This is a genomic window from Rhabdothermus arcticus, assembly GCF_055382915.1.
This window is the reverse complement of sequence record NZ_AP043808.1, coordinates 1,251,397-1,272,108: the sequence shown is the minus strand read 5'-3', so window position 1 is coordinate 1,272,108 and position 20,712 is coordinate 1,251,397. Positions and strand designations below refer to the sequence as shown.

The following is a 20,712-nucleotide window of genomic DNA, read 5'->3' as shown; positions in this document are numbered from 1 at the left end:
ATGCTAAGCTTTTTCGCATGCTCGTAGGCCTCAGCGCCCAGTACCGGCCGAACGGCTCGACCCGGATCCCGATGCGCATCTGGGGGGTGATGGAGAGCTACCTCAAGGCGCTTTCTTCGGTGGGGGCGACGCCGGTGATCCTGCCGCCGATGCCCGAGGAGCGGCTTCGGGCCGCCCTGGGCCGCCTGGACGCGGTGGTCCTCACCGGCGGCGGCGATCCCGACCCCGCCCTCTACGGCGAGGAGCCGGTCCCCGAGCTCGGCGAGGTCAGCCCCGAGCGCGACCGCCAGGAGGTCTTCATCGCCCGCTACGCCGCGGAAACGGGCCTGCCGCTCCTCGGCGTCTGCCGGGGGATGCAGGTCGCCGCGGTGGCGCTCGGCGGCGCGCTGTACCAGGACCTCGCCCGCGCCGGCTTCCGCGAGCTCGCCCACGACCAGAAGGCCGGTCCGCCGGCCCTGGCGCACTCCGTTGGGGTCCTTGTGCCCGGGGTGCTGGACGCGCGCTTTGGATCGCGGTTTCGGGTCAACTCCTACCACCACCAGGCGGTGCGCGACCCCGGGGCGCTGACCCCCCTGGCGGAGGCGCCGGACGGGGTGCTCGAGGCGGTCGTTTTGAAGGATCACCCCTTCTTCCTCGGGGTGCAATGGCACCCCGAGCTCCTGCCCGATCACTGGGGGCTCTTCGCCCAGCTCGTCGCGGCTAGCCCTTGAGGCTGCCGAGCGTCAGGCCGCGGATGAACCAGCGCTGGGCCAGCAAAAAGACCAGGATCGGGGGGAGGGTGGCCAGGGAGAGGCCGGCCATGAGGAGCGTCCACTCGGTGGAGAAGTTGGTGTTGAAGACCGCCAGCCCCACGGTGAGGGGACGCATCTCGATCGAGTTGGTGGCCACCAGGGGCCAAAGGAAGCTGTTCCAGCCGCCGAGGAAGGTGAAGGTGCCGAGCGTCGCCAGCGCCGGGGCGGCGAGCGGCAGGGCCACCTTCCAGTAGATCTGCCAGGGGCTGGCCCCGTCGATCAACGCCGCCTCCTCGAGCTCCCTCGGCATCTGCAGGAAGTGCTGGCGCATCAGGAAGATCGCGAAGGCGTCGAAGAGCCCGGGGAGGATCAGCGCGTAGTAGGTGTCGATCCAGCCCAGCCGGCTCATGATCACGAAGAGCGGGATCACCAGGACGTGGGCGGGGATCATCAGGGTGATCAGGGAGGCCAAAAACATCGCGTCTTTGCCGCGCCAGGAGAAGCGGGCGAAGGCGTAGCCGGCGAGCGCCCCCGAGGTGAGGTTCAAAAAGGTCAGCCCCCCGGCGACGATCAGCGAGTTCAGGTACCAGCGCCCGAAGGGGACGACGCGCAGCACCTCGCGGTAGTTCTCCCAGTGGGGGGTCTTGGGCCAGAGCTCGATCGGCAGGTCGAAGAGCGAGCCCGGTTCCTTGAGGCTGGTGGAGATCATCCAGAGGAAGGGGACCAGCATCGTCAGCCCCCCGAGGACCAGGAGGGTGATGACCAGGACGTCCCAGGCGGTGGTCTTCTTCATGCCTCCTCCAGGACCCAGCGCTTGCGCAGCTGCCACTGCAGCAGGGTGAGGCCGAAGAGGATCAAGAACAAGAGCCAAGCGATCGCCGAGGCGTAGCCCATGTCCGGGGGGAACTCCCCGAAGGCCTTCTGATAGAGGTAGAAGAGCAGCACGTTGGTGGCGTCGAGCGGCCCGCCCCCGGTCATCACGTAGATCAGGCCGAAGACCTGGAAGCCGCCGATCAAGGCCAGGAGGGTGTTGAGGAAGGTGGTCGGCGAGAGCAGGGGCAGGGTGACGTGCACGAACTGCTGCCAGGGCCCGGCTCCGTCGAGCGCCGCCGCCTCGTAGTAGGAGGGGTCGATGTTCTGCAGGCCGGCGAGGAAGATCAGCATGCGAAACCCAAGCCCCGCCCAGACCGAGGCCAGGATGACCCCGAGCATCGCCCAGGCGGGGTCCTCGAGCCAGCCCGGTCCCTGGGTGGCGAGCCAGTGCACGGTCGCCGGGGCCTTCAGGCCGAAGAAGGCGAAGAGGGCCTCGATCCGCCCGCCGAGCCAGCGCAAAAAGAGGTTGACCGGTCCCACGTAGGGGTTGAGCACCCAGCGCCAGAGCAGCCCCACCGCGACGACGCTGGTCACCGTGGGCAGGAGGTAGAGGGTGCGCACCACCTTGACCCCGAAAAAGCGGCGGTTCAGCCCCAGGGCCAACGCCAGCGCCAGGACGATCTCCAGCGGAACGGCCACGACGACGTAGTAGAGGGTGTTGACGAAGGCCTTCTTGAGGACCGGGTCCTCGAGCATGCGGCGGTAGTTCTCAAGCCCCGCCCAGCTCGCGATCAGGGTGTGCAGGGTCAGGGGGGTGAAGACGTCCCAGCGGGTGAAGCTGATCCAGAGCGAGAGCAGGATCGGTCCCGCGTTGAAGGCTACGAACCCCACCAGGCTGGGGAGCAAAAAGAACCAGGGGAAGCGTTGAAAGGGGCGCATCGGAGAAAGGGGGGCGGCCTTGGCCGCCCCCAAAGACCTCCCTTACTTCTTGCGGGCCTTTTGCACCTCGTCGAGGATGCGCTGCACCTGGGGCGCGACCTGATCCAGCGCCGACTTGACGTCGCGCTTGCCCTGCCAGACCGGCTGCAGCGCCTTGGAGATGAGGTTCATCGCCTCCGAGAAGCGCTCGAAGGTCTCGGTGGGCATCGCGGTCTTGTTGACGGTCAGGAAGTACTGCTGGTGACGCGGCGGGGGCGGGGTGAAGAAGGCCTTGAGGATGGCGTTGGTGGCCTCGGGGTTCTTGGGATCGAAGCCGATCGCGGGGATGATCAGCCCGCCCTTGGTGAAGATCAGGGCGCCCTCGGGGCCGGCGAGGAACTTCAGCACCTCCCAGGCCGCGTCCTTGTTCCTCGCGGTGCGGGTGATGCCCCAGCCGGAGCCGTCGATGTCCACGATGCTTCCGGCCTTGCCCCGGGGGAAGGGGACGATGTCCCAGTCGAACTTGGCCTTCTTCTTCAAGGTGGGCACCCGCCAGCGGCCGTCCACGATCATCGCCGTGCGGCCGTTCAAGAACATGCCGAAGGCGCTCTGGTCGGCGGCTTCCTTGGGCGTGGGGGCGACGTGGTGCTTGTAGCGCAGGTCGACGTAGTACTGCAGCCCCTCGACCGAGGCCGGGCTGTTGAGCAGGAACTTGCTGTGGTCGGGGCTGAAAAAGCGCCCGCCGTTGGACCAGACCCAGGGCTCCCAGAAGAGGAAGTAGGTGTAGAAGGAAAGCCCCCACTGCACCCGTTTGCCGTTCTTCTCCACGGTCAGGGCCTTGGCCGCCTTCAAGAAGTCGTCCCAGGTCCAGTTGGGGTCGGGGTCGGAGAGCCCGGCCTTCTTGAAGAGGTCGCGGTTGTAGTAGACGACCAGGTTGGAGACGTCGCGGGGCAGGACGCGGAGCTTGCCTCCGTAGGTGAAGGCCTTGAGGATGCCCTCGTAGTAGATCGAGGTGTCGAAGCGGTCGCGCTCGATGTAGGGCTCGAGGGGCACCAGAAGGCCCTTGGCGGCGAAGGCCGGGAAGTTGATGTTGTTGATGAAGATCAGGTCCGGGGCCTTGCCCGCCGCGAACATCGCGGTGAGCTTGGTCCAGTAGTTCCGGGCGGGGATGTGCAACAGCTTGACCTCGATCTCCGGATGCTTTTGCATGAAGGCCTTGAACGCCTCTTGATAGAGCGCGATCTCCGACTGGCTCCCCCAGCTGGCCACGGTCACGGTGGTCTTGGCCAAGGCCGGGACCAGCAAAAGGAGCACCGCCGCGAACAGAACCTTGAGCTGCTTCATTCCTTACCTCCCTTGCTGTACCCGATGGGGTAGGGGCCCACCGGGACCGGTAGTTTCCCCGCCGGGACGAACGTTCCGGCGAGGGCCTCCAACGCGGCCCGCACCTGGACCGCGCGAAAGCCGAACGTGGCGAGGTAGCCCTCGGGGGGTGGATCGAGCCGGGTGAGGTCGTCGGGGTTGCCGAGGGCCACGACGTAGACCGGTTTGCCGAGGCGCTTGAGCCCTTCGTAGAGCCAGACCATCTCTTCGGGCAGGGGACGCAGCCAGTGGTAGGTGCCGAGGACCACCCGCGAGGCCTTCGCGGCCTGCGTGAGCGCGGCCTCGATCTCCGGGCCGGTGGGAGCGGGGTGGACCTCGAGCCCCTTCGCCCCGCTGAGGATGCTCGGGGCCAGCGCAGCCAGCGAGGGCTCGTCGCCGTAGGTCGGGGGGAGCTTGGGGCCGATGACCAGCGTTCCCTCGCCGGGGATGGGGAGCGTCCCCTTGAGCCAGACCAGGCCCTTACGGGCGGCCTCCTGGGCGAGGCGTGCGAGCGCGTCCCAGTCGGGTTCCGGGCAGGGGGGCCTCAGGCGCTCGCGGAGGGCGTTGAGGCGCTTTTGGCTGGCCTTGAGCCGGGCCCGGGAGATCCGCCCGGTGCGGATCGCCTCGGCGAGCCCCTGGTGGAGGGCGCGGGCGTGGTCCGGGTTCTTCCCCGCGATCAGGAGGTCCGCTCCGGCGAGGACCGCCTCCACCCCGGCCTCCTCGAGGCCGTACCCCTGGCGGATCGCGCCCATGCTCAGGTCGTCGGTGACGATCGCCCCCCGAAAGCCCATGCGCTCGCGCAAGAGACCGGTGAGCACGGCCTTGGAGAGCGTCGCTGGCCGGGTGGGGTCGAGGTCCTCGTAGACGATGTGGGCGGTCATGATCAGCGGCACCCCGGCGCGGACGGCGGCTGCGAAGGGGGGCAGGTGCTGGGTTTCGAGCGCGCGCCTTTTCCCTTTGGGGTAGATGGGGAGGCCGCGGTGGCTGTCCACCTCGGTGTCCCCGTGGCCGGGGAAGTGCTTGGCGGTGGCCAGGACCCCGGCGTCCTCGAGCCCGCGGATGAAGGCCAGGCCGTGGCGGGTCACCCGTTCGGGATCGGCGCCAAAGCTGCGTATCCCGATAATCGGGTTGTTGGGGTTGGTGTTGACGTCGAGGACCGGGGCGAAGTCCACGTTGGCCCCGGCGAAGCAGACCTCCTCCCCGATCGCCCGGGCCACCCGCCGGGTGAGCGCGGGGTCGTCCGCGGCCCCCAGCGCCATCGCGCCGGGAAAGCGGGGCACCCCCGGGAGGCGGAAGGAGTTAAAGGGGCCGCCTTCCTGGTCGATGAAGACCAGGAGGTCCGGGCGGCGGCGGCGGAGCTCGCGGATCGGGGCCACCCCCGCTTCGAAGTTGGAGGCAAAGAGCAGCACCCCAGCGGGGTCGAGGGTCTCGATCAGGTCGTAGGGCACCTTGGGCCCGGGCCAGGAGAGGATCAGGAAGTCCCCGGCCAGAGCGGGGAGCGAGAACGCGGCGAGCATCAGAACGAGCCTCCTCAAAGCGCCTCCCTGAGCCGTCCTTTAACGCGTTCCAGCCGGGCTTTGGCCTCGTCGAGGGGCCAGCCCCGGGCCACCAGGATGGCCAGGCGCAGGTCCGGCCCGGCCAGATCGAGCGCTGCCTCGGCGGCCTTGGGCGTCACCCCGGCGGCCTCGGCGACGATCTTCACCGCGCGCCGGCGCAGCTTGGCGTTGGTCGGGCGCATCCCCACCATCAGGTTCTTGTAGACCCGGCCCAGGCGGACCATGAGCAGGGTGGAGAAGAGGTTGAGGGCCACCTTCTGGGCGGTGCCCGCGGCGAGGCGGGTGCTGCCGGCGATGACCTCGGGACCGGTGTCGAGGAGGATGGGGTGGTCGACGCTGGCCAGCAGGGGCGCCCCGGGGTTGTTGGCCAGCCCCACGGTCAGCGCCCCCGCGTTTCGGGCGGCCTCGGCGAGGGCCACCGTGTAGGGGGTGCGGCCGCTCGCGGAGACCGCGACCAGGACGTCCTCGGGGCCCAGGCGGCGTCCCGCCTCCCTCCCCGCCTCGACGTCGTCCTCGGCGGCCTCCGCGGCCCGGGTGAGGGCGTCCTTCCCCCCGGCGAGGAAGAAGCAAAGGCGCGCCTCGGGCCAGCCGAAGGTGGGGCCGAGCTCGACCCCGTCGAGCACCGCGAGCCGCCCCGAGGTCCCGGCGCCGGCGTAGGCCAGCCGGCCCCCGGCTTCCAGGCGCGCGGCGGCGGCCTGCGCCGCGCGCTCGAGGCCGGGCAGGGCGGGCTTGACCGCGGCCAGGGCCATGAACTGGCGCTCGAGCAGGGCCTCCAGGACCTCGATGGGCGGCCAGGCGTCGAGGTCCTCGTAGCGGGGGCTGGGGCGTTCGGTCCTCATCCGGTGACCTCCGCGAGGAGGGCGTTGCCCACTCGGGGACGCAGCCAGGCCAGGGCGTTCTCCCGGTGGCGCGTGGGGTGGACGCGGTGGGTCAACAGGGTCCAGCCCACCCCGCGCTCGAGGTCCAGCCAGGCCCCGGTGCCAGTGAAGCCGGTGTGGCCGAGGCTGCGTTCGCTGGCCAGGGACCCTCCGGACCAGCCGGGGTGCTTGCGGCTCCAGCCCAGGGCCCGTGCTTCGGTCTGGGGCCGGGCCATCTCCTCGAGAGCCGCCTGGCTCAGCCAGCGTCCGGCGAGGATGGCCTCGAGCTGGTCGAGCACCCCGTCGACGGTGCCAAAGAGCCCGGCGTGGCCGGCCGCCCCCCCCAGGGCGTGGGCGTTTTCATCGTGGACCTCGCCCCGAAGCCAGCGCCCGCGCCAGGGGCAGCGCTCGGTGGGAGCGCTCTTTTCGGCCGGGGGGGACCAGGAAAGCCCGGGGGGCAGGGGGAAGGCCGCGAGGGGGCGGTCCTCGAGCCGCTCCAGAACAAGGCCCAAGAGGATGTAGCCGAGGTCCGAGTAGACCGGCGCGCCCAGCGGCCAGGCTTCCTGCAGCACCCGGGCCTTGAGCGTCTCGCCCTGCCCCCAGGTGTAGAGCGGGGCCCAGGCGGGCAGGCCCGCGGTGTGGGTGAGGAGCTCGCGCAGCGTGCGGTCGGCGAAGGTGGGCCCGGGCTGCATCCAGGCCGCCTCCGGGAGGTGGCGGCGCAAGGGGTCGTCGAGGTCCAGCCGCCCGGCCTCGGCGGCCCTCAAGACCTCGCGCAGGGTGAAGAGGACCTTGGTCAGGCTGGCCAGGTCAAAGTAGGTGTCGGTGGTCGCCGGCTCCGCTTCGGGCACCAAGGCGCGGTGCCCGAGCGCGAAGGTCTCGCGCCGGCCGTCGGCGAAGACCACCCCGAACACCGCGCCGGGGATCGCTCCCTGGGCGACGGCGTGTTCGAGGAGGGCGCGCACGTTGTCCATCTAGCGCGGAGTATACCCCCGGCCGGAAGGCGTGGCAAGCGGATGGTACTAGGGTGGTATATTTGGGGCATGGACCTCGCGCTCAAGGTGGATCCGGGGGCCCCCACCCCGGTGTTCCTGCAGATTCGCGGCCAGCTTGAGGAGAAGATCCGCCGCATGCAGCTGGTGCCCGGGGAGGCGCTGCCCTCGGAGCGCCGCCTGGCCGAGCAGCTCGGCGTCTCCCGCCTCACCGTGCGCCGCGCCTACGACGAGCTGGTGGCCAAGGGGATGCTCGAGCGCCGCCAGGGCTCGGGGACCTACGTCGCCCGCCGCCTGGAGCAGCCGCTCTCGGTGCTCTCGGGCTTCTCCGAGGACATGCGGGCCCGGGGGATGACCCCCTCCTCGCGCTGGATCGAACGCAGCGAGGGGCCGGCGACGCCAGAGGAGGCCCTGGCCCTCTCGCTCGCCCCCGGGACCCCGGTGGTGCGCCTGGGCCGGGTGCGCAGCGCCGACGGCCGTCCGATGGCCCTGGAGTACGCGGTGCTGCCCCGGGAACGGGTCGGGGAGCCGCGGAAGATCGGCGGTTCCCTTTACGAACACCTGCGCGCCCGGGGGTTGGTCCCGGTGCGGGCACTGCAGCGGCTGCGCGCGGTCGCCGCGAGCGAGCGCGAGGCCCCGCTCTTGGGGGTGGCGGTGGGCGCGCCGCTCCTCTACATCGAGCGCATCGCCTACCTCGAGGACGGCACCCCCATCGAGTTCACCCGTTCCCACTACCGCGGCGACCGCTACGACTTCCTCGCCGAGCTGAAGGCCAAATGAACGTCCTGGGCCTGATGAGCGGCACCAGCGCCGACGGCGTGGACGCGGTGCTGGCGGCCTTTGGCGGCCCGCCGGAACGGCTCTACTGGCGGGTCGTACGCCACGTCTACCGCCCCTATCCGGAGGTGCTCCGCACGCGCCTGTTAGCGGCGATCCGGGGCGAGGCCCGGGTGCCGGAGCTGGCCCGGCTGCACCACGATCTGGGGCGGTTCTTCGCCCAGGTGGCGCGGGGGTTTGCCGACGTCGAGCTGGTGGCCTGGATGGGCCAGACGGTCTGGCACGAGCCCCCGAGCCATACCTTCCAGATCGGCGAGGGGGCGCACCTGGCCGAGGCCCTCGGGGTCCCGGTGGTCGAGGGGTTTCGCGCCGCCGACCTCGCCGCCGGAGGGGAGGGGGCGCCGCTCTTGCCCTACGCCGATCACCTGCTCTTCGCCGAACCCGGGGTGAGGCGGGCGATCGTGAACATCGGGGGCATCGCCAACGTCACCTACCTCCCGGGCCGCTCGGCCAGCGGGGTGCGGGCCTTCGACCTGGGGCCGGGCAACGCCCTGATCGACGAAGCCGCGGCCCGGCTCGGCCAACGCATGGACGAGGACGGCCACCTCGCGGCGCGGGGCCGGGTGGACGCGGCTACCCTGGCGCGCCTGCTCGCCCACCCCTACTTCGACCGCCCGCCGCCGAAGTCCACCGGCCGCGAGCTTTGGAACCTGGCGGCCCTCGACCTGCCGGCAGCGCTTGGGGGTCCGGACCTCGTCGCCACCCTCACCGCCTTCGTGGCCCGGGCCATCGCCGAGGGGCTTTCGCGTTTCGTGTCGCCGCTCGGCCTCGACGAGGTCTGGGTGGCTGGGGGCGGGGCCAAGAACCCGGTCTTGATGGACCGCCTCGCCAAGGCCCTGCAGGTGCCGGTGCGCTCCTTCGAGGCCGCGACCGGGCTCGACGCCAGCGTGCGCGAGCCGCTGGCGGTGGCCCTGCTCGGCTACCTGCGCCACCTTGGCGCGCCCAACGTCCTGCCCCAGACCACCGGGGCCCGGCGGGCGGCGCGGGCGGGGAAGCTCGGCCTGCCCGCGGTGGAGGACTGGCCATGAGGCTCGCGGGCCAGGTGCTCACCGAGGCCGGTCTGCGCTCGGGGACGCTCAGCTTTGGCGAGCGCGTCGAGGGCTTCAGCCCGGGGCGGGCGCCGTTGCGTTACCTCCTCCCGGGCTGGATCGACCTCCACGTCCACGGCGGCGACGGGGCGGAGGCGATGGCCGGGGAGGCGGCGGTGCGCAGCATGGCCCGCTTCCACGCCCGGCACGGCACCACCGCCCTTTTGCCCACCACGGTCACCGCCCCCAGGGAGGACCTGGCGCGGGCGTTGGCGGGCATCGAGGCGGTGCGCCGCGCCCCCGGCCCGGGCGAGGCCCGGGTGCTCGGGGCGCACCTCGAGGGTCCCTGGATCAGCCCCAAGCGGCTCGGGGCCCAGCCCCCCTTCGCCCGTCCCGCCGATCGCTCGGAGGCCGAGCGGCTCCTGGACCGGGGGCGCGTGCGGGTGGTGACCCTGGCCCCGGAGGTGGCGGGGGGGCGCGAGCTCGTGCGCTTCCTTGCCGGGCGCGGGGTGCGGGTCCAGATCGGCCACACCGCCGGCACCTTCGAGGACGCCCGCGCCGCGCTCGAGGCCGGGGCCGCCGGCTTCACCCACTTCTTCAACGCCATGACCGGCCTGCACCACCGGGCCCCGGGGGTGGTGGGGGCGGGGCTGTTGCTCGGGCGCTTCGCCGAGGTCATCGCCGACGGCCTCCACGTCGCCCCCGAGGCGGTACGGCTGCTGTTTAAAAATGTTCCCGGGGCCTACGTGGTCACCGACGCGGTCGCCGCGGCGGGGCGGCCCGACGGCCGCTACCCCCTCGGCCGCCACTGGGTGGAAAAGCGCGGCGAGGGGGTCTACCTGGAGGACGGCACCCTCGCCGGCAGCACCCTGACGATGGACCGGGCCTTTCGCAACCTCGTCGCCTGGGGGCTCTCCATCGAGGCGGCGGCGGCGCGGCTTTCCACCCTCCCGGCCCGCTACCTGGGGCTTTCCCAGCTGGGCCACCTGGCCCCCGGGGCGGTTGCGGACATCGTCGTGCTTTCCGAGAACCTGGAGGTCGAGGAGGTCTATGTCGCGGGAAGACGGGTCCACCCCTAGGATGCTCGCCGAAGCGCTCGAGGCCCCGGCGGTCGTCGAGCGGCTTTTGAAGGCCAACGCCCCCGAGGCGCGGGACCTCGGCCGCTTCCTGGCCCGGCGCCCGCCGGGTTTTGCCTTCACCGCCGCCCGCGGGAGCTCCGACCACGCCGCGACCTACGCCCAGTACCTGCTGGGGCTGGCCGTGGGGACCTTCGCGGGCTCCTTCCCCCCCAGCCTGGCCAGCGTCTACCAGGCGCCGCTTTCGCTCTTTGGGGCCCTTGGCCTCTTTTTCAGCCAGTCCGGGAAGAGCCCGGACCTCGTGGAAGCGGCGCGGCAGGCGCGTCGTGCCGGGGCCCTCACCGTGGCCTTCACCAACGACGAGCGGAGCCCGCTCGCAGAAGCCGCCGAGGTGGTCTTGCCGCTGCACGCCGGCGAGGAGCGGGCGGTGGCCGCGACCAAGACCTTCCTCGCCGAGCTTGCCGCGGCCGTTCAGCTCGTCGCCCACTGGCGCGGCGATCGGGACCTGGTGGAGGCCCTCGAGCGGTTGCCGGAGGGGCTCGAAGCGGCGTCGCGGGCGGCGTGGCCGCGCTTCGTCGAGGGGTTTTCGGAGGCCGCCCACGCCTTCGTCCTCAGCCGCGGCCCGGCCTACGCCAGCGCCCTCGAGGCCGCACTCAAGCTCAAGGAGACCGCAGGCCTCTTCGCTGAAGGGGCCTCCGCCGCCGAGTTCCTGCACGGGCCGGTGGCCCTCTTGGGCCCCGGGTTTCCGGTGCTCGTGCTGGCCCCCGAGGACGCCGCCCTGGAAGGGGTGCGCGAGGTGGCCTCGGGCCTTTTGGCGATGGGGGCGAACCTCTTTTGGGCGGGCTCGGCGCCCGGTCCCGGGGAGGCCTGCGCGGTGCCCCGCGCGCCCCATCCCTGGCTGGCCCCGCTCCTCCTGGCCCAGGCCTTCTACCCCAACGCGGTTCGGCTGGCCCTGGCCCGGGGGCAGGACCCGGATCGCCCGCGCCACCTGAAGAAGGTCACCCGCACGACGTAGCGGGGGCGGCGTGCCGCCCCCGCCGGCGCGTTCGGGCTGGCCTCGCGCCGGGCGGTGCGGGTGCGAAAGGCGGTCTGCGCGGGCACGCTATTATGGGGGGCGTATGCGCGCTGTCGTCGTAGGCACCCGGGGGAGCCAGTTGGCGCTGGCCCAGACCCGGCAGGTCGTCGAGCGCCTGAAGGAGCTTTGGCCCGACACCGAGTTTACCGTCCGCACCGTCACCACCTCCGGGGACCGCGGGGCGAACCCGCTGGAGCGCGGGATCTTCGTCAAGGAGCTGGAGGAGGCCCTCCTCAAGGGCGAGATCGACATCGCCGTGCACTCGTATAAGGACCTCCCCACCAAACAGCCGCTGGGGCTCCGGGTGGCCTCGGTTCCCAAGCGGGTGGATCCCCGCGAGGCCTTCATTGGCCGCAACGGGGTCAAGCGCCTGCGCGACCTGCCCCGAGGGGCGCGGGTGGGCACCGGCTCGCCGCGGCGACGGGCGCAGCTCCTCGCCTACCGCGAGGACCTCGAGGTCTTGCCCATCCGCGGCAACGTCGACACCCGCCTGGACAAGCTCGGCCGCGGCGAGGTCGACGCGCTGATCGTCGCCGCCGCCGGGCTGTTGCGGTTGGACCTGCGCAACCGCATCGACGAGTTCGTGGACCCCGAGGTCATCCTCCCCGCGCCGGCCCAAGGGGCCTTGGCGCTCGAGGTCCGGGTCGGCGACGACCTCGCCGAGGAGCTCGCCTACTCCCTCAACCACCGCGAGACCCAGGCCCGGGTCGCCGCCGAGCGCGGCTTTTTGGCGGCGCTCGGGGCCGGCTGCCTGGCCCCGGTGGGGGCGCTGGCCTACGTCGAGGGCGAGGACCTGCGGCTCGAGGGCCTGGTCGCCGCGCCCGACGGCAGCGAGCTGATTCGCGGCGAGATCGAGGGCCCGATCGAGGAGGCCGCGGAGCTTGGCGCCGAGCTCGCCGCGGACTTCCTCGAACAGGGGGCCGGCGAGCTGATCGAGGAGGCCAAGCGATGAAGCGCATGACCCCTCAGCGGCGCGCGGTGCTCGAGGCCCTGCGTGCCACCAAGCGCCACCCGGACGCGACCTGGATCTACCAGGAGGCAAAAAAGCGCCTGCCCACGATCGGGCTGGGCACCGTCTACCGTACCCTGGACCTCCTGGTCAAGGAGGGGCTGGCGGTGCCCCTGCACTACGGCGGCGCCACCCGCTACGACGCCGACACCGATCCCCATCCTCACTTCGTCTGCCGCCGTTGCCAGGGCGTCTTCGATCTGGACGTGAAGGTGCGCCTCTTCAGCGAGCAGGCCGAGGCCGCCCTGCCCGGGGCCCGGGTCGAGGGGGCCTGGCTGACCTTCTTCGGGGTCTGTCCCAGCTGCAGCGAGCATCTTGCCGGATGATCCGCTGATCCAACGCCTCTTCGCCCGCCGGCGGATGGGGCTCCGGCCCGGGCTGGAGCGGGTGCGGGCGCTGCTCGCGCGCCTCGGCCACCCGGAGCGCGCCTACCCCGCGGTGATCGTCGCCGGGACGAACGGCAAGGGCTCGACCACGCGGGCCCTGAGCGCGGCCCTCACCGCCGCGGGGCGGCGCACCGGCCGCTTTTTGAGCCCCCACCTCAGCCGCTACGAGGAGCGCTTCGCGATCGACGGCGAGGAGATCCCGAGCGCGGTTTTGCGCGAGCTGGTCGCTGGCGTGCTGCCCCACGCCGAGGCCACCGGGGCCACCTTCTTCGAGATCAGCGCCGCGCTGGCCTTCCTCTACTTCGCCGAGGCGGGGGTGGAGGTCGCGGTTCTCGAGGTCGGCCTCGGCGGCCGGCTCGACGCGGTCAACGTCAAGGACGCCGACCTGGCCCTGATCACCGCGATTGACCTCGACCACACCGGCTTCCTCGGCCAGACCCGGGCGGCGATCGCCCGGGAGAAGGCGGGGATCCTGCGCCCCGGCCGGCCGGCCCTGACCTCGGCGCGGGGGGAGGGGCTGACCGCGCTGATCGAGGCGGCGCGCGCGGTGCGCGCCCCCCTCGGCGTGGTCCGGCCGGACTTCGTCGAGCCGCGCTCCGACGGGCTGCGCTTGGGGGTGATGAACCGGGGCTACGCGACCCGCCTCCTCGGTCCCCATCAGGGGGAGAACCTGGCGCTCGCGGCGCGGGCCGCTCAGGCGCTGGGGGTGCCGCCGGCGGCGATCGACCGCGCCTTCGCCCAGCTGGAGAACCCCGGTCGTCTGGAGCGGATCGGCCGGGTCCTCCTGGACGGTGCGCACAACCCCGCCGGGGCCCGGGCGCTGACCCGGGCGCTGGCGGCCCATTTCCCGAAGACCCCCAAGGTCCTGGTCTTCGCCGCCAGCCGAGACAAGGACCACCGGGCGATGGCCAAGGCCCTCGCCGGGGCCTTCGAGGCGATCTACCTCACCCGCTACACCGGGGAACGGGCCGCCGATCCCCAGGCCCTCCTTGCGGCCTTCGGGCGGGGGGAGGTGGTCGCCGACCCCTTCGCCGCGCTCGTCCGCGCCGAGCGGGACCACCCCGAGGCGCTGGTGGTGGTCGCGGGCAGCCTCTTTCTGATCGGCGAGCTCCGCCCCTGGCTCAGGGCGCGTAGCGCCTGACGCCGCCAGGATCCACCTCCCGGTAGAGCTCGGCCACGGTCTTCTTGAGCACCGGGTGCACCCAGTTTGGGACCAGGTCCATCAGCGGGCGCAGGACGAAGGCCCGGCGGTGCAGCTCGGGGTGGGGGAGGGTGAGGCCCGCTTCCTCGATCACCCGGTCCCCGTAAAAGAGCAGGTCCAGGTCCAGGGTGCGCGGCCCCCAGCGCACCCGTCGTTCGCGTCCGGCGGCCTTTTCGACATCGAGGAGCAGCGAAAGGAGGTCCCGGGGCGCGCGCGCGGTCCTCAGCCAGAGGGCGGCGTTGAGGTACGGCCCCTGCCCGGGCGGGCCCACGGGGTCGGTCTCGTAGAGCGGGGAGAGGGCGACGATCGCGATCCCCGGCTGGCGAGAGAGGGTGCTGACCGCGGTGTAGAGGTGGCCGGCGCGGTCGCCGAGGTTGGAGCCGAGGGCCACCAGGGCGTCGGTCACCGCTCGACCTCGGCGTAGACGTCGCGGAAGATGCCGGGGAGGGGGGCGTGGGGCTTGTGCACCCGCACCACCAGGCGCGCGATCTCCGGGAAGGCCTCGACCAGGCGGTTGGCGATCCGCTCCGCCAGGGCCTCGATCAGGTAGAAGCGTTCCTTTTCCACCACCTCGGCGACCGTGCGGTAGACCGCGCCGTAGTCCACCGTCGCCGTCAGGGCGTCCCCCTTGCCCTCGAAGGCCACGGTCATCTCCACGTCGATGACGAAGCGCGCCCCGAGCCGCTCCTCCTCGGGCCTTGCGCCGTGGCGGCCGAAGAACTCGAGTCCTTTAAGGACGATCCGGCCCATGCCCGTCCTCGATGGCCCAGAACACCCGCAGCGCCTCCTTGTGCGCCGCGACGTCGTGCACCCTGAGGATGCGCGCCCCCCGCTGGGCGGCGGCGAGATGGGCGGCGACCGAGCCGACGACCCGTGCTTTGGCGGCCTCCACCCCGGTGAGCTCGCCGATCATGCGCTTGCGGCTGGCGCCCACGAGGAGGGGGAAACCGAGCGCCGCCAGCTCGGGGAGGCGGCGCAGGAGGGCCAGGTTGTGGTGCAGCCGCTTGCCGAAGCCGATCCCCGGGTCCAGGATGACCTGGGGCACGCCCTCCCGGAGCGCGCGCTTGGCGCGGGCCAGGAGGAAGCCCCGGACCTCGGCGACGACGTCGAGGTAGCGGGCGTGGTCCATCATCGTCGCCGGGTCGGGAACCGGCATGTGCATCACCACCGCCGGGACCTGGTGCTCGGCCGCGAGGCGGCGCATCTCGGGATGCACGAGCCCGGTGACGTCGTTCAAAAGGTGCACCCCTAAAGCCAGCGCCTCCCGGGCCACCTCGGGATGGCGGGTGTCGATGCTGATCGGAACGCCGAGGGGGATCAGGGCCTCGAGCACCGGCAGCACGCGGCGCTTTTCTTCCTCGACCGGGACCGGGGCGGCGCCGGGGCGGGTGGACTCCCCGCCGACGTCGATCAGGTCCGCGCCCTCGGCGATCATTGCTTTGGCCCGGGCCAGGGCCCGCTCGGGGTCGAGGTAGCGACCGCCGTCGGAGAAGGAGTCCGGGGTAACGTTGAGGATGCCCATCAGCTTGGGGGTGGAGAGGTCGAGCACGAACCCGCGCAGGTGAAGACGCACGGGGACATTATAGGCAAGCGCCTTGGGTATCCTGAGGGTGAACGGGAGGCGGTATGCGAAAGGGTGTTCTCGCCGCGGTGGATCTGACGAGCAGCAGCCAAGCGGTGCTGACCAGCGCCAGGACCCTGGCCGAAGGGCTGGATTGGCCCGTCACCGCCTTGCACGTCGTCGAAGACAGCTACCTAAAGAGCGCGCCCCGGCGCTTTGCCGCCGTCTGGCGCCCGGACCACGCGGAGCCCCTCGAGGCCGCAGACCGGGTCCTGCACGCCCTCGCCGAGGCCGCGATGCAAAGGCTCGTCCCCGAGGGGGCGGAGGTGCTGGTGCGCAGCGGCCACCCGGCGCGGCAGGTGGCCGGCGAGGCCCTGCGCCATCGCCTCGTCGTCCTCGCCGCCGAGGGGGCGGCGCCGCTCGAGCGCGTCGCCCGGGGCGGGGTCTCCCACTACCTGATGCACCTTGGCGAGGTGCCGGTCTTGCTGGTCTCCGCGGAGCGCCCCCTAACCCGGGTGGCGCGCGTCGGGGTGGCCGTCGACGACGCCGAGTCCGGGCGCTCGGCCTGGCGCTACGCCGAGGCCCTGGCCGAGGCGCTCGGCGCCGAGCCCGTCGCCTTCCACCTGGTCAGCCTCTCCCCGGGGACCTGCTGCGTGCCCGCCTACCTGCCCGAGGCGTACTTAAAAGAGCACGAGGTCCTCACCCACGCCAAGGCGGCCCTGGTCGAGCGGCTGGGCCTTCCCGAGGACCGGCTGATCGTGGCCCGTGGCGACGAGGTTTCGGGGCTGTTGGACCTGGCGCGTGAGCACGGGGTCGACCTCCTCGTCGTTGGGTCCAAGGCCAAGTCCACCCACCGCACCCGGCTCGGCCGCACCGTGGTCGAGCTCATCTACCGCGCCGAGCTGCCGCTGTTGGTCGTTCCCGAGGCGGCCAGGCCGTAGACTTGCGGCGTGCGCCCTTCGAACCGCTGGCTGTTCGCCCTCTCCGTTTACTGGTTCGCCACCGCGTTCAAGTGGACGCTGGTCCTCTTCGTCCTCCTCCCGGCGCGGGTCGCTGAGCTCGTCGATCCCGCGGAGAAGGCCGGCCGCATGGGGTTTTTGTTCGCGGTCGGGGCGGTGATGGCCACCCTGGGCCCGCCGCTCATGGGGTACCTCTCGGACCGCTTTCCCACCCGGTGGGGGCGGCGGCTGCCCTACCTCGCGGTGGGGAGCCTTTTGACCGCGCTGGCCCTTTTGTGGATGGCCTACGCCCCGAGCTACGGCCTTTTGTTCCTCGGCTACCTTGTCTTGCAGCTCGCCGATGACCTGGCCACCGGCCCCTACTCGGCGCTGATCCCCGACCTCGTTCCCCGCGCCCACCGGGGCCTGGCCTCGGGCTGGATGGCCGCCTTCCAGTCCACGGCCCAGATCGCCGCCGGCCTGGTGGGCTTCCTCTTGGCCTCGTTGCCCCTGCTCTTTGCCCTCGCCGCTGTGGTGAACCTGGTCGCCGCGGCCTGGACGCTCGTCGAGATCCGCGAGCCCAGAAACGCGCCCAGGCGCAGCGAGGGGCTCTTTGAGAGCCTGCGCATGCCCTGGCGCGACCCGGACTTCCGCTGGGTCTGGGGGACGCGGTTTCTGGTCATGCTCGGGCAGTACCTGGTCCAGACCTACCTGCAGTACTACCTCGCGGACGTGGTGCGGGTCTTCGCCCTCTTTGGCCGGGTCGTCGCCCGCTTCGCCTTTCAGGCGGCGGGGCTGCTGGTGCTTTTGATCTCACTGGGAGCGGCGCTCTCGGCGCTCCCAGCGGGGAAGCTCTCGGACCGCCTGGGGCGCAAGCCGGTGATCCTCGCTTCCGGGATCGGCCTGGCGTTCCTGCTGGTGCCCCTCTTGCGCTGGCCGCGGTTCGACGTGTTGGTCGGCCTGTCCCTCTTCTTTGGCCTGGCCTACGGGGCGTACGCCGCGGTGGACTGGGCGCTGGTCAGCGACGTGCTCAAAAACCCCAGGGCGCACGGGACCGAGATGGGGCTTTGGCAGACCTCGATCGTCGTCCCCCAGGTCCTGGCGGGGCTGGTCGGCCCTGGGGTGGATCGCCTGAACCGGGTCGCGGTCGGGCTCGGGTATCAAGCGGCCTTCGTCGTCGCGGCGTTGGCCTTTTTGCTGGGAACGCTGCTGGTGACCCGCATTCGCGGAGTCCGTTAGCGCACGCATAAATTTTCAACTTACCTTGACCCCCGAAACCGGCGAGGGGTAGGATTTTCGCGAACGCGAAGGAGGTCCCGCGATGCGAACGCTGCTAGCCCTCGCCCACGCGATCGATCGGTTCAACGAGAAGGTCGGACTCCTGGTGGCCTGGTTGACGCTCTTCATGGTCCTGATCGGCACCTACAACGCGATCACCCGCAAGCTCTCCCAGAGCATCGGCGTGGACCTTTCCTCCAACGCCTACATTGAGCTGCAGTGGTACATGTTCAGCCTGGTCTTCCTCCTCGGCGGCGCCTACACCCTGTTGAAGGACGAGCACGTGCGGGTGGACGTGATCTACGCCCGGCTTTCGCCCCGGGCCAAGGCCTGGGTGGACTTCCTGGGCACGCTCTTTTTCCTCATTCCCTTTAGCCTGCTCGTCCTCTATGTCGGCTGGCCGATCGTGATGGCCTCGCTTCGGGAGCTCGAGATGTCCCCGGACCCCGGCGGGCTCCCCCGTTACCCGATCAAGGCCGCGTTGCTCTTGGGCTTCGCCTTGCTGCTCTTGCAGGGCATCTCGGAGGCGATCAAGAAGGCCGCGGTGCTCTTTGCCCCGGACCTCTTGGAGGACGCGGCGTGAACCCCGATCTGCTGGGCCCTTTGATGTTCGTAGGGGCCTTCGTCTTCATCTTCACCGGGTATCCGGTGGCCTTCGCGCTCGCCGGAACGGCGCTGATCTTTGCCTTGATCGGGGTGCAGCTCGACATCTTTAGCTTCGACCTGCTGCGGGCCTTGCCCGAGCGGATCTTCGGCATCATGGAGAACTACACCCTGCTCGCGGTGCCCTTTTTCATCTTCATGGGCACGATGCTCGAGCGCTCCGGCCTGGCGGAGAACCTGCTCAAGACCATGGGCATGCTCTTTGGCCCCTTGCGCGGGGGGCTGGCGATCAGCGTCGTGGTGGTGGGCACCCTGCTCGCTGCGGCCACCGGGGTCGTGGGGGCGACGGTGGTGGCCATGGGCCTGATCAGCCTGCCGGTGATGCTCCGCTACGGCTACGCCAAGCCCCTGGCCACCGGGGTGATCGCGGCCTCGGGGACCCTCGGCCAGGTCATTCCTCCCTCGATCGTCCTGATCGTCCTCGCGGACCAGCTTGGGGTCTCGGTTGGCGATCTCTTCATCGGCTCGCTGATCCCGGGGTTGATGCTCTCCGGGATGTACGTCCTTTACGTGATCCTGAACGCGATCTTCAACCCCAAGGCGGCTCCCGCGTTGCCCCCGGAGGAGCGCACGCTCAAGGGATCGGCGCTCTTCAAGGAGATCATGCTGGTGATGATGCCCCCGCTGGTGCTGATCCTGGTGGTGCTCGGGAGCATCTTCGCCGGCTGGGCCACGCCCACCGAGGCGGGGGCGTTCGGCGCGGTGGGCGCGATGCTGCTTGCGGCCTTCTACCGCCGGTTCACCCTCGAGGCCCTGATCGGCACGATGACCGCCACCGCGCGCCTGACCGCGATGGTGATCTTCATCCTGATTGGCTCGACCGCGTTCAGCCTGGTCTTTCGCGGGCTCTACGGGGACATCTGGGTCGAGGATCTGCTCTCCGCGCTCCCCGGCGGGGCGATTGGCTTCCTCGTCGTGGTCAACCTGGTGATCTTCATCCTGGGCTTTTTCATTGACTTCTTCGAGATCGCCTTCATCATCATTCCCCTGGTGGCCCCGGTGGCCGCGAGGCTTTTGCCGGGGATGTTCCCGGACGCCGTCGAACCGGTGCGCACCGCGCTGGTCTGGTTCGGGGTGATGATCGGGATGAACCTGCAGACCTCGTTCTTGACCCCGCCCTTTGGGTTCTCGCTCTTCTACCTGCGCGGCGTCGCGCCGCCGGAGGTGAAGACCACCGACATCTACAAGGGCGCGGTGCCCTTCATCCTGATCCAGCTCATCGGCCTTACGTTGCTGGTGATCTTTCCCCAGATCGTCACCTGGCTCATCAACCTCACCGGAGGGGTGTAAAAAGGAGCCCGCAACGGCGGGCCCCCTTGTTCGTTTTCGAAGGCTAGATCTTGGCGAAGAGGTACTGGCCCATCGCCAGCTCGGTGGTGCCAAACCAGCGGAAGGCGTCCTCGCGGAAGGCCTTCCAGTCCTCGTAGATCTTCTTGTACTCGGAGTTTCGCGCGGCGAGCTCGTCGTAGAGGGCGAAGGCCTCCTTCTCCGCGGCCTTCAGGACGTCCAGCGGGAACTTGCGCAGGATCACGCCCTTGGCCAGAAGCCGCTTGAGCGCCGGGGGGTTCTTGGCGTCGTAGTCGACCATCATCTGGAGGTTCGCCTGGGCCGCGGCGGTCTTGAAGATCTCCTGGTATTCCTTGGGCAGGGCGTTCCAGGCCTTGAGGTTGACGAAGGTGTGCAGCGTGGGGCCCGGTTCCCACCAGCCGGGGTAGTAGTAGTACTTGGCTACCTTGTAAAAGCCCAGCTTCTCGTCGTCATAGGGACCGACCCACTCGGTGGCGTCGATCGCGCCGCGCTCGAGCGCCGGGAAGATGTCCCCGCCGGCGAGGACCTGCACCGTGACCCCCAGACGGGCCATCACCTTGCCGCCGAGGCCGGGGATGCGCATCTTCAGGCCCTTGAGGTCGGCCAAGCTGTTGATCGGCTTGCGGAACCAGCCACCCATCTGGGCACCGGTGTTCCCCGCGGGGAAGCCGATCATGTTGAAGTCGGAGAAGATCTCGTTGAGCAGCTTGTTGCCGTTGCCGTCGTAGAGCCAGGCGTTCTGGATGCGGTAGGTGAAGCCAAAGGGCAGCGCGGTGGCGAAGGCGAACGCCGGGTGCTTGCCGATGTAGTAGTAGCCCGCGGTGTGCCCGGCCTGGACCGTGCCCTGCTGCACCGCGTCCACGACCTTCAGCCCGGGGACGATCTCCCCAGCGGCGTAGACGCGAATGTCGAACTTGCCGTCGGTCATCTCGCGCACCCGGTCGGCGATCGTCGTCGCCCCGCCGTAGATCGTGTCCAGCGACTTGGGCCAGCTGGTGGCCATGCGCCAGCGAACCCGCTTTTGGGTCTGGGCGTAGACCGGACCGAATACGGTGGACGCGGCGACGCCTGCGGCTGCCTTCTTGATAAATTCCCGTCTCTTCATCGCGAAGCCTCCTTAACTAAG

Annotated in this window: 22 protein-coding genes; 12 read left to right on the top strand and 10 right to left on the bottom strand. The window is 70.7% G+C overall.

What is annotated here, in order from left to right; all coding sequences use genetic code 11:
• The first annotated feature begins 17 nt into the window (after nucleotides 1-17).
• Nucleotides 18-710 carry a gamma-glutamyl-gamma-aminobutyrate hydrolase family protein gene (locus ACZ48Y_RS06660; RefSeq protein WP_464739704.1) on the top strand — a complete coding sequence of 231 codons (693 nt, stop codon included), beginning with the start codon at nucleotides 18-20 and terminating at the stop codon, nucleotides 708-710.
• Here the strand turns inward: ACZ48Y_RS06660 and ACZ48Y_RS06655 are convergent.
• From ACZ48Y_RS06655 to ACZ48Y_RS06630, 6 genes are read right to left on the bottom strand one after another with little or no spacing between them, the layout of a single operon-like run.
• Nucleotides 700-1,524, bottom strand: coding sequence for a carbohydrate ABC transporter permease (locus tag ACZ48Y_RS06655; RefSeq protein WP_464739703.1), 825 nt, complete (start codon nucleotides 1,522-1,524; stop codon nucleotides 700-702). The genes ACZ48Y_RS06660 and ACZ48Y_RS06655 overlap by 11 nt on opposite strands.
• Nucleotides 1,521-2,483, bottom strand: a complete 963-nt coding sequence (locus ACZ48Y_RS06650; protein WP_464739702.1) for a carbohydrate ABC transporter permease — start codon at nucleotides 2,481-2,483, stop codon at nucleotides 1,521-1,523. Before ACZ48Y_RS06650 ends, ACZ48Y_RS06655 begins: the two co-directional genes overlap by 4 nt.
• A gap of 42 nt (nucleotides 2,484-2,525) precedes the next feature.
• Nucleotides 2,526-3,806, bottom strand: a complete 1,281-nt coding sequence (locus tag ACZ48Y_RS06645; RefSeq protein ID WP_464739701.1) for an ABC transporter substrate-binding protein — start codon at nucleotides 3,804-3,806, stop codon at nucleotides 2,526-2,528.
• On the bottom strand, nucleotides 3,803-5,359 hold the full coding sequence (locus tag ACZ48Y_RS06640) for a glycoside hydrolase family 3 protein (RefSeq protein ID WP_464739700.1): 1,557 nt from the start codon (nucleotides 5,357-5,359) through the stop codon (nucleotides 3,803-3,805). Before ACZ48Y_RS06640 ends, ACZ48Y_RS06645 begins: the two co-directional genes overlap by 4 nt.
• Nucleotides 5,356-6,219: an N-acetylmuramic acid 6-phosphate etherase gene (locus ACZ48Y_RS06635; protein WP_464739699.1), complete on the bottom strand. Its 864-nt coding sequence runs from the start codon at nucleotides 6,217-6,219 to the stop codon at nucleotides 5,356-5,358. The genes ACZ48Y_RS06640 and ACZ48Y_RS06635 overlap by 4 nt, the downstream gene beginning before the upstream one ends.
• The gene (locus ACZ48Y_RS06630; protein WP_464739698.1) at nucleotides 6,216-7,208 is read right to left on the bottom strand and encodes a serine hydrolase domain-containing protein; all 993 of its coding nucleotides are present in this window, start codon (nucleotides 7,206-7,208) and stop codon (nucleotides 6,216-6,218) included. Before ACZ48Y_RS06630 ends, ACZ48Y_RS06635 begins: the two co-directional genes overlap by 4 nt.
• Before the next feature lie 69 nt (nucleotides 7,209-7,277).
• Here ACZ48Y_RS06630 and ACZ48Y_RS06625 point away from each other — a divergent pair, with 69 nt between their 5' ends.
• The 7 genes from ACZ48Y_RS06625 to ACZ48Y_RS06595 all read left to right on the top strand — a co-directional run bounded on the left by ACZ48Y_RS06625 (nucleotide 7,278) and on the right by ACZ48Y_RS06595 (nucleotide 13,778).
• The gene (locus tag ACZ48Y_RS06625; protein WP_464739697.1) at nucleotides 7,278-8,006 is read left to right on the top strand and encodes a GntR family transcriptional regulator; all 729 of its coding nucleotides are present in this window, start codon (nucleotides 7,278-7,280) and stop codon (nucleotides 8,004-8,006) included.
• Nucleotides 8,003-9,091, top strand: a complete 1,089-nt coding sequence (locus ACZ48Y_RS06620; protein ID WP_464739696.1) for an anhydro-N-acetylmuramic acid kinase — start codon at nucleotides 8,003-8,005, stop codon at nucleotides 9,089-9,091. The genes ACZ48Y_RS06625 and ACZ48Y_RS06620 overlap by 4 nt, the downstream gene beginning before the upstream one ends.
• Complete coding sequence (nagA, locus tag ACZ48Y_RS06615) at nucleotides 9,088-10,170, top strand: N-acetylglucosamine-6-phosphate deacetylase (RefSeq protein WP_464739695.1); 1,083 nt, start codon at nucleotides 9,088-9,090, stop codon at nucleotides 10,168-10,170. The genes ACZ48Y_RS06620 and nagA overlap by 4 nt, the downstream gene beginning before the upstream one ends.
• On the top strand, nucleotides 10,142-11,182 hold the full coding sequence (locus ACZ48Y_RS06610; RefSeq protein WP_464739694.1) for an SIS domain-containing protein: 1,041 nt from the start codon (nucleotides 10,142-10,144) through the stop codon (nucleotides 11,180-11,182). Before nagA ends, ACZ48Y_RS06610 begins: the two co-directional genes overlap by 29 nt.
• Nucleotides 11,183-11,285: 103 nt before the next feature.
• Complete coding sequence (hemC, locus tag ACZ48Y_RS06605) at nucleotides 11,286-12,194, top strand: hydroxymethylbilane synthase (RefSeq protein WP_464739693.1); 909 nt, start codon at nucleotides 11,286-11,288, stop codon at nucleotides 12,192-12,194.
• A complete protein-coding gene (locus ACZ48Y_RS06600) occupies nucleotides 12,191-12,577 on the top strand; it encodes a Fur family transcriptional regulator (RefSeq protein WP_464739692.1) in 387 nt (128 codons plus the stop codon). Before hemC ends, ACZ48Y_RS06600 begins: the two co-directional genes overlap by 4 nt.
• A 34-nt stretch (nucleotides 12,578-12,611) precedes the next feature.
• Nucleotides 12,612-13,778 (top strand): bifunctional folylpolyglutamate synthase/dihydrofolate synthase, encoded by a 1,167-nt coding sequence (locus tag ACZ48Y_RS06595; protein ID WP_464742860.1) that lies wholly within the window; start codon nucleotides 12,612-12,614, stop codon nucleotides 13,776-13,778.
• Here ACZ48Y_RS06595 and folK read toward each other — a convergent pair.
• Genes folK through folP form a run of 3 tightly spaced genes read right to left on the bottom strand, consistent with a single transcriptional unit; the run spans nucleotide 13,759 to nucleotide 15,360 of the window.
• Nucleotides 13,759-14,244 (bottom strand): 2-amino-4-hydroxy-6-hydroxymethyldihydropteridine diphosphokinase, encoded by a 486-nt coding sequence (gene folK / locus ACZ48Y_RS06590; protein ID WP_464739691.1) that lies wholly within the window; start codon nucleotides 14,242-14,244, stop codon nucleotides 13,759-13,761. The two genes, ACZ48Y_RS06595 and folK, sit on opposite strands and share 20 nt — an antisense overlap.
• The gene (gene folB, locus ACZ48Y_RS06585; RefSeq protein ID WP_464739690.1) at nucleotides 14,241-14,588 is read right to left on the bottom strand and encodes a dihydroneopterin aldolase; all 348 of its coding nucleotides are present in this window, start codon (nucleotides 14,586-14,588) and stop codon (nucleotides 14,241-14,243) included. Before folB ends, folK begins: the two co-directional genes overlap by 4 nt.
• Complete coding sequence (folP, locus tag ACZ48Y_RS06580; protein WP_464742858.1) at nucleotides 14,569-15,360, bottom strand: dihydropteroate synthase; 792 nt, start codon at nucleotides 15,358-15,360, stop codon at nucleotides 14,569-14,571. Before folP ends, folB begins: the two co-directional genes overlap by 20 nt.
• 104 nt (nucleotides 15,361-15,464) lie before the next feature.
• Between folP and ACZ48Y_RS06575 the strand changes: the two genes are divergently transcribed.
• From ACZ48Y_RS06575 to ACZ48Y_RS06560, 4 genes are all read left to right on the top strand, one after another.
• Nucleotides 15,465-16,340 carry a universal stress protein gene (locus ACZ48Y_RS06575; RefSeq protein ID WP_464739689.1) on the top strand — a complete coding sequence of 292 codons (876 nt, stop codon included), beginning with the start codon at nucleotides 15,465-15,467 and terminating at the stop codon, nucleotides 16,338-16,340.
• A gap of 9 nt (nucleotides 16,341-16,349) precedes the next feature.
• Nucleotides 16,350-17,576, top strand: a complete 1,227-nt coding sequence (locus tag ACZ48Y_RS06570; protein ID WP_464739688.1) for an MFS transporter — start codon at nucleotides 16,350-16,352, stop codon at nucleotides 17,574-17,576.
• An 82-nt stretch (nucleotides 17,577-17,658) separates the two neighbouring features.
• Nucleotides 17,659-18,198, top strand: coding sequence for a TRAP transporter small permease subunit (locus ACZ48Y_RS06565; RefSeq protein ID WP_464739687.1), 540 nt, complete (start codon nucleotides 17,659-17,661; stop codon nucleotides 18,196-18,198).
• A complete protein-coding gene (locus ACZ48Y_RS06560) occupies nucleotides 18,195-19,568 on the top strand; it encodes a TRAP transporter large permease (protein ID WP_464739686.1) in 1,374 nt (457 codons plus the stop codon). Before ACZ48Y_RS06565 ends, ACZ48Y_RS06560 begins: the two co-directional genes overlap by 4 nt.
• Nucleotides 19,569-19,611: 43 nt before the next feature.
• On the opposite strand, the gene ACZ48Y_RS06555 is transcribed toward ACZ48Y_RS06560, so the two are convergent.
• Complete coding sequence (locus ACZ48Y_RS06555; RefSeq protein ID WP_464739685.1) at nucleotides 19,612-20,691, bottom strand: TRAP transporter substrate-binding protein; 1,080 nt, start codon at nucleotides 20,689-20,691, stop codon at nucleotides 19,612-19,614.
• Between the last annotated feature and the right edge of the window lie 21 nt (nucleotides 20,692-20,712).

Excerpts from the sequence above, each read along its gene's own strand:
- folP (WP_464742858.1), bottom strand. The coding sequence starts at position 15,360 with ATGGGCATCCTCAACGTTACCCCGGACTCCTTCTCCGACGGCGGTCGC.
- ACZ48Y_RS06620 (WP_464739696.1), top strand. The coding sequence starts at position 8,003 with ATGAACGTCCTGGGCCTGATGAGCGGCACCAGCGCCGACGGCGTGGAC.
- ACZ48Y_RS06575 (WP_464739689.1), top strand. The coding sequence starts at position 15,465 with ATGCGAAAGGGTGTTCTCGCCGCGGTGGATCTGACGAGCAGCAGCCAA.
- ACZ48Y_RS06600 (WP_464739692.1), top strand. The coding sequence starts at position 12,191 with ATGAAGCGCATGACCCCTCAGCGGCGCGCGGTGCTCGAGGCCCTGCGT.
- ACZ48Y_RS06645 (WP_464739701.1), bottom strand. The coding sequence starts at position 3,806 with ATGAAGCAGCTCAAGGTTCTGTTCGCGGCGGTGCTCCTTTTGCTGGTC.
- nagA (WP_464739695.1), top strand. The coding sequence starts at position 9,088 with ATGAGGCTCGCGGGCCAGGTGCTCACCGAGGCCGGTCTGCGCTCGGGG.
- ACZ48Y_RS06625 (WP_464739697.1), top strand. The coding sequence starts at position 7,278 with ATGGACCTCGCGCTCAAGGTGGATCCGGGGGCCCCCACCCCGGTGTTC.
- ACZ48Y_RS06610 (WP_464739694.1), top strand. The coding sequence starts at position 10,142 with ATGTCGCGGGAAGACGGGTCCACCCCTAGGATGCTCGCCGAAGCGCTC.
- ACZ48Y_RS06555 (WP_464739685.1), bottom strand. The coding sequence starts at position 20,691 with ATGAAGAGACGGGAATTTATCAAGAAGGCAGCCGCAGGCGTCGCCGCG.
- ACZ48Y_RS06595 (WP_464742860.1), top strand. The coding sequence starts at position 12,612 with ATGGGGCTCCGGCCCGGGCTGGAGCGGGTGCGGGCGCTGCTCGCGCGC.
- ACZ48Y_RS06630 (WP_464739698.1), bottom strand. The coding sequence starts at position 7,208 with ATGGACAACGTGCGCGCCCTCCTCGAACACGCCGTCGCCCAGGGAGCG.
- ACZ48Y_RS06565 (WP_464739687.1), top strand. The coding sequence starts at position 17,659 with ATGCGAACGCTGCTAGCCCTCGCCCACGCGATCGATCGGTTCAACGAG.
- ACZ48Y_RS06650 (WP_464739702.1), bottom strand. The coding sequence starts at position 2,483 with ATGCGCCCCTTTCAACGCTTCCCCTGGTTCTTTTTGCTCCCCAGCCTG.
- ACZ48Y_RS06635 (WP_464739699.1), bottom strand. The coding sequence starts at position 6,219 with ATGAGGACCGAACGCCCCAGCCCCCGCTACGAGGACCTCGACGCCTGG.
- ACZ48Y_RS06660 (WP_464739704.1), top strand. The coding sequence starts at position 18 with ATGCTCGTAGGCCTCAGCGCCCAGTACCGGCCGAACGGCTCGACCCGG.
- folB (WP_464739690.1), bottom strand. The coding sequence starts at position 14,588 with ATGGGCCGGATCGTCCTTAAAGGACTCGAGTTCTTCGGCCGCCACGGC.
- hemC (WP_464739693.1), top strand. The coding sequence starts at position 11,286 with ATGCGCGCTGTCGTCGTAGGCACCCGGGGGAGCCAGTTGGCGCTGGCC.
- ACZ48Y_RS06655 (WP_464739703.1), bottom strand. The coding sequence starts at position 1,524 with ATGAAGAAGACCACCGCCTGGGACGTCCTGGTCATCACCCTCCTGGTC.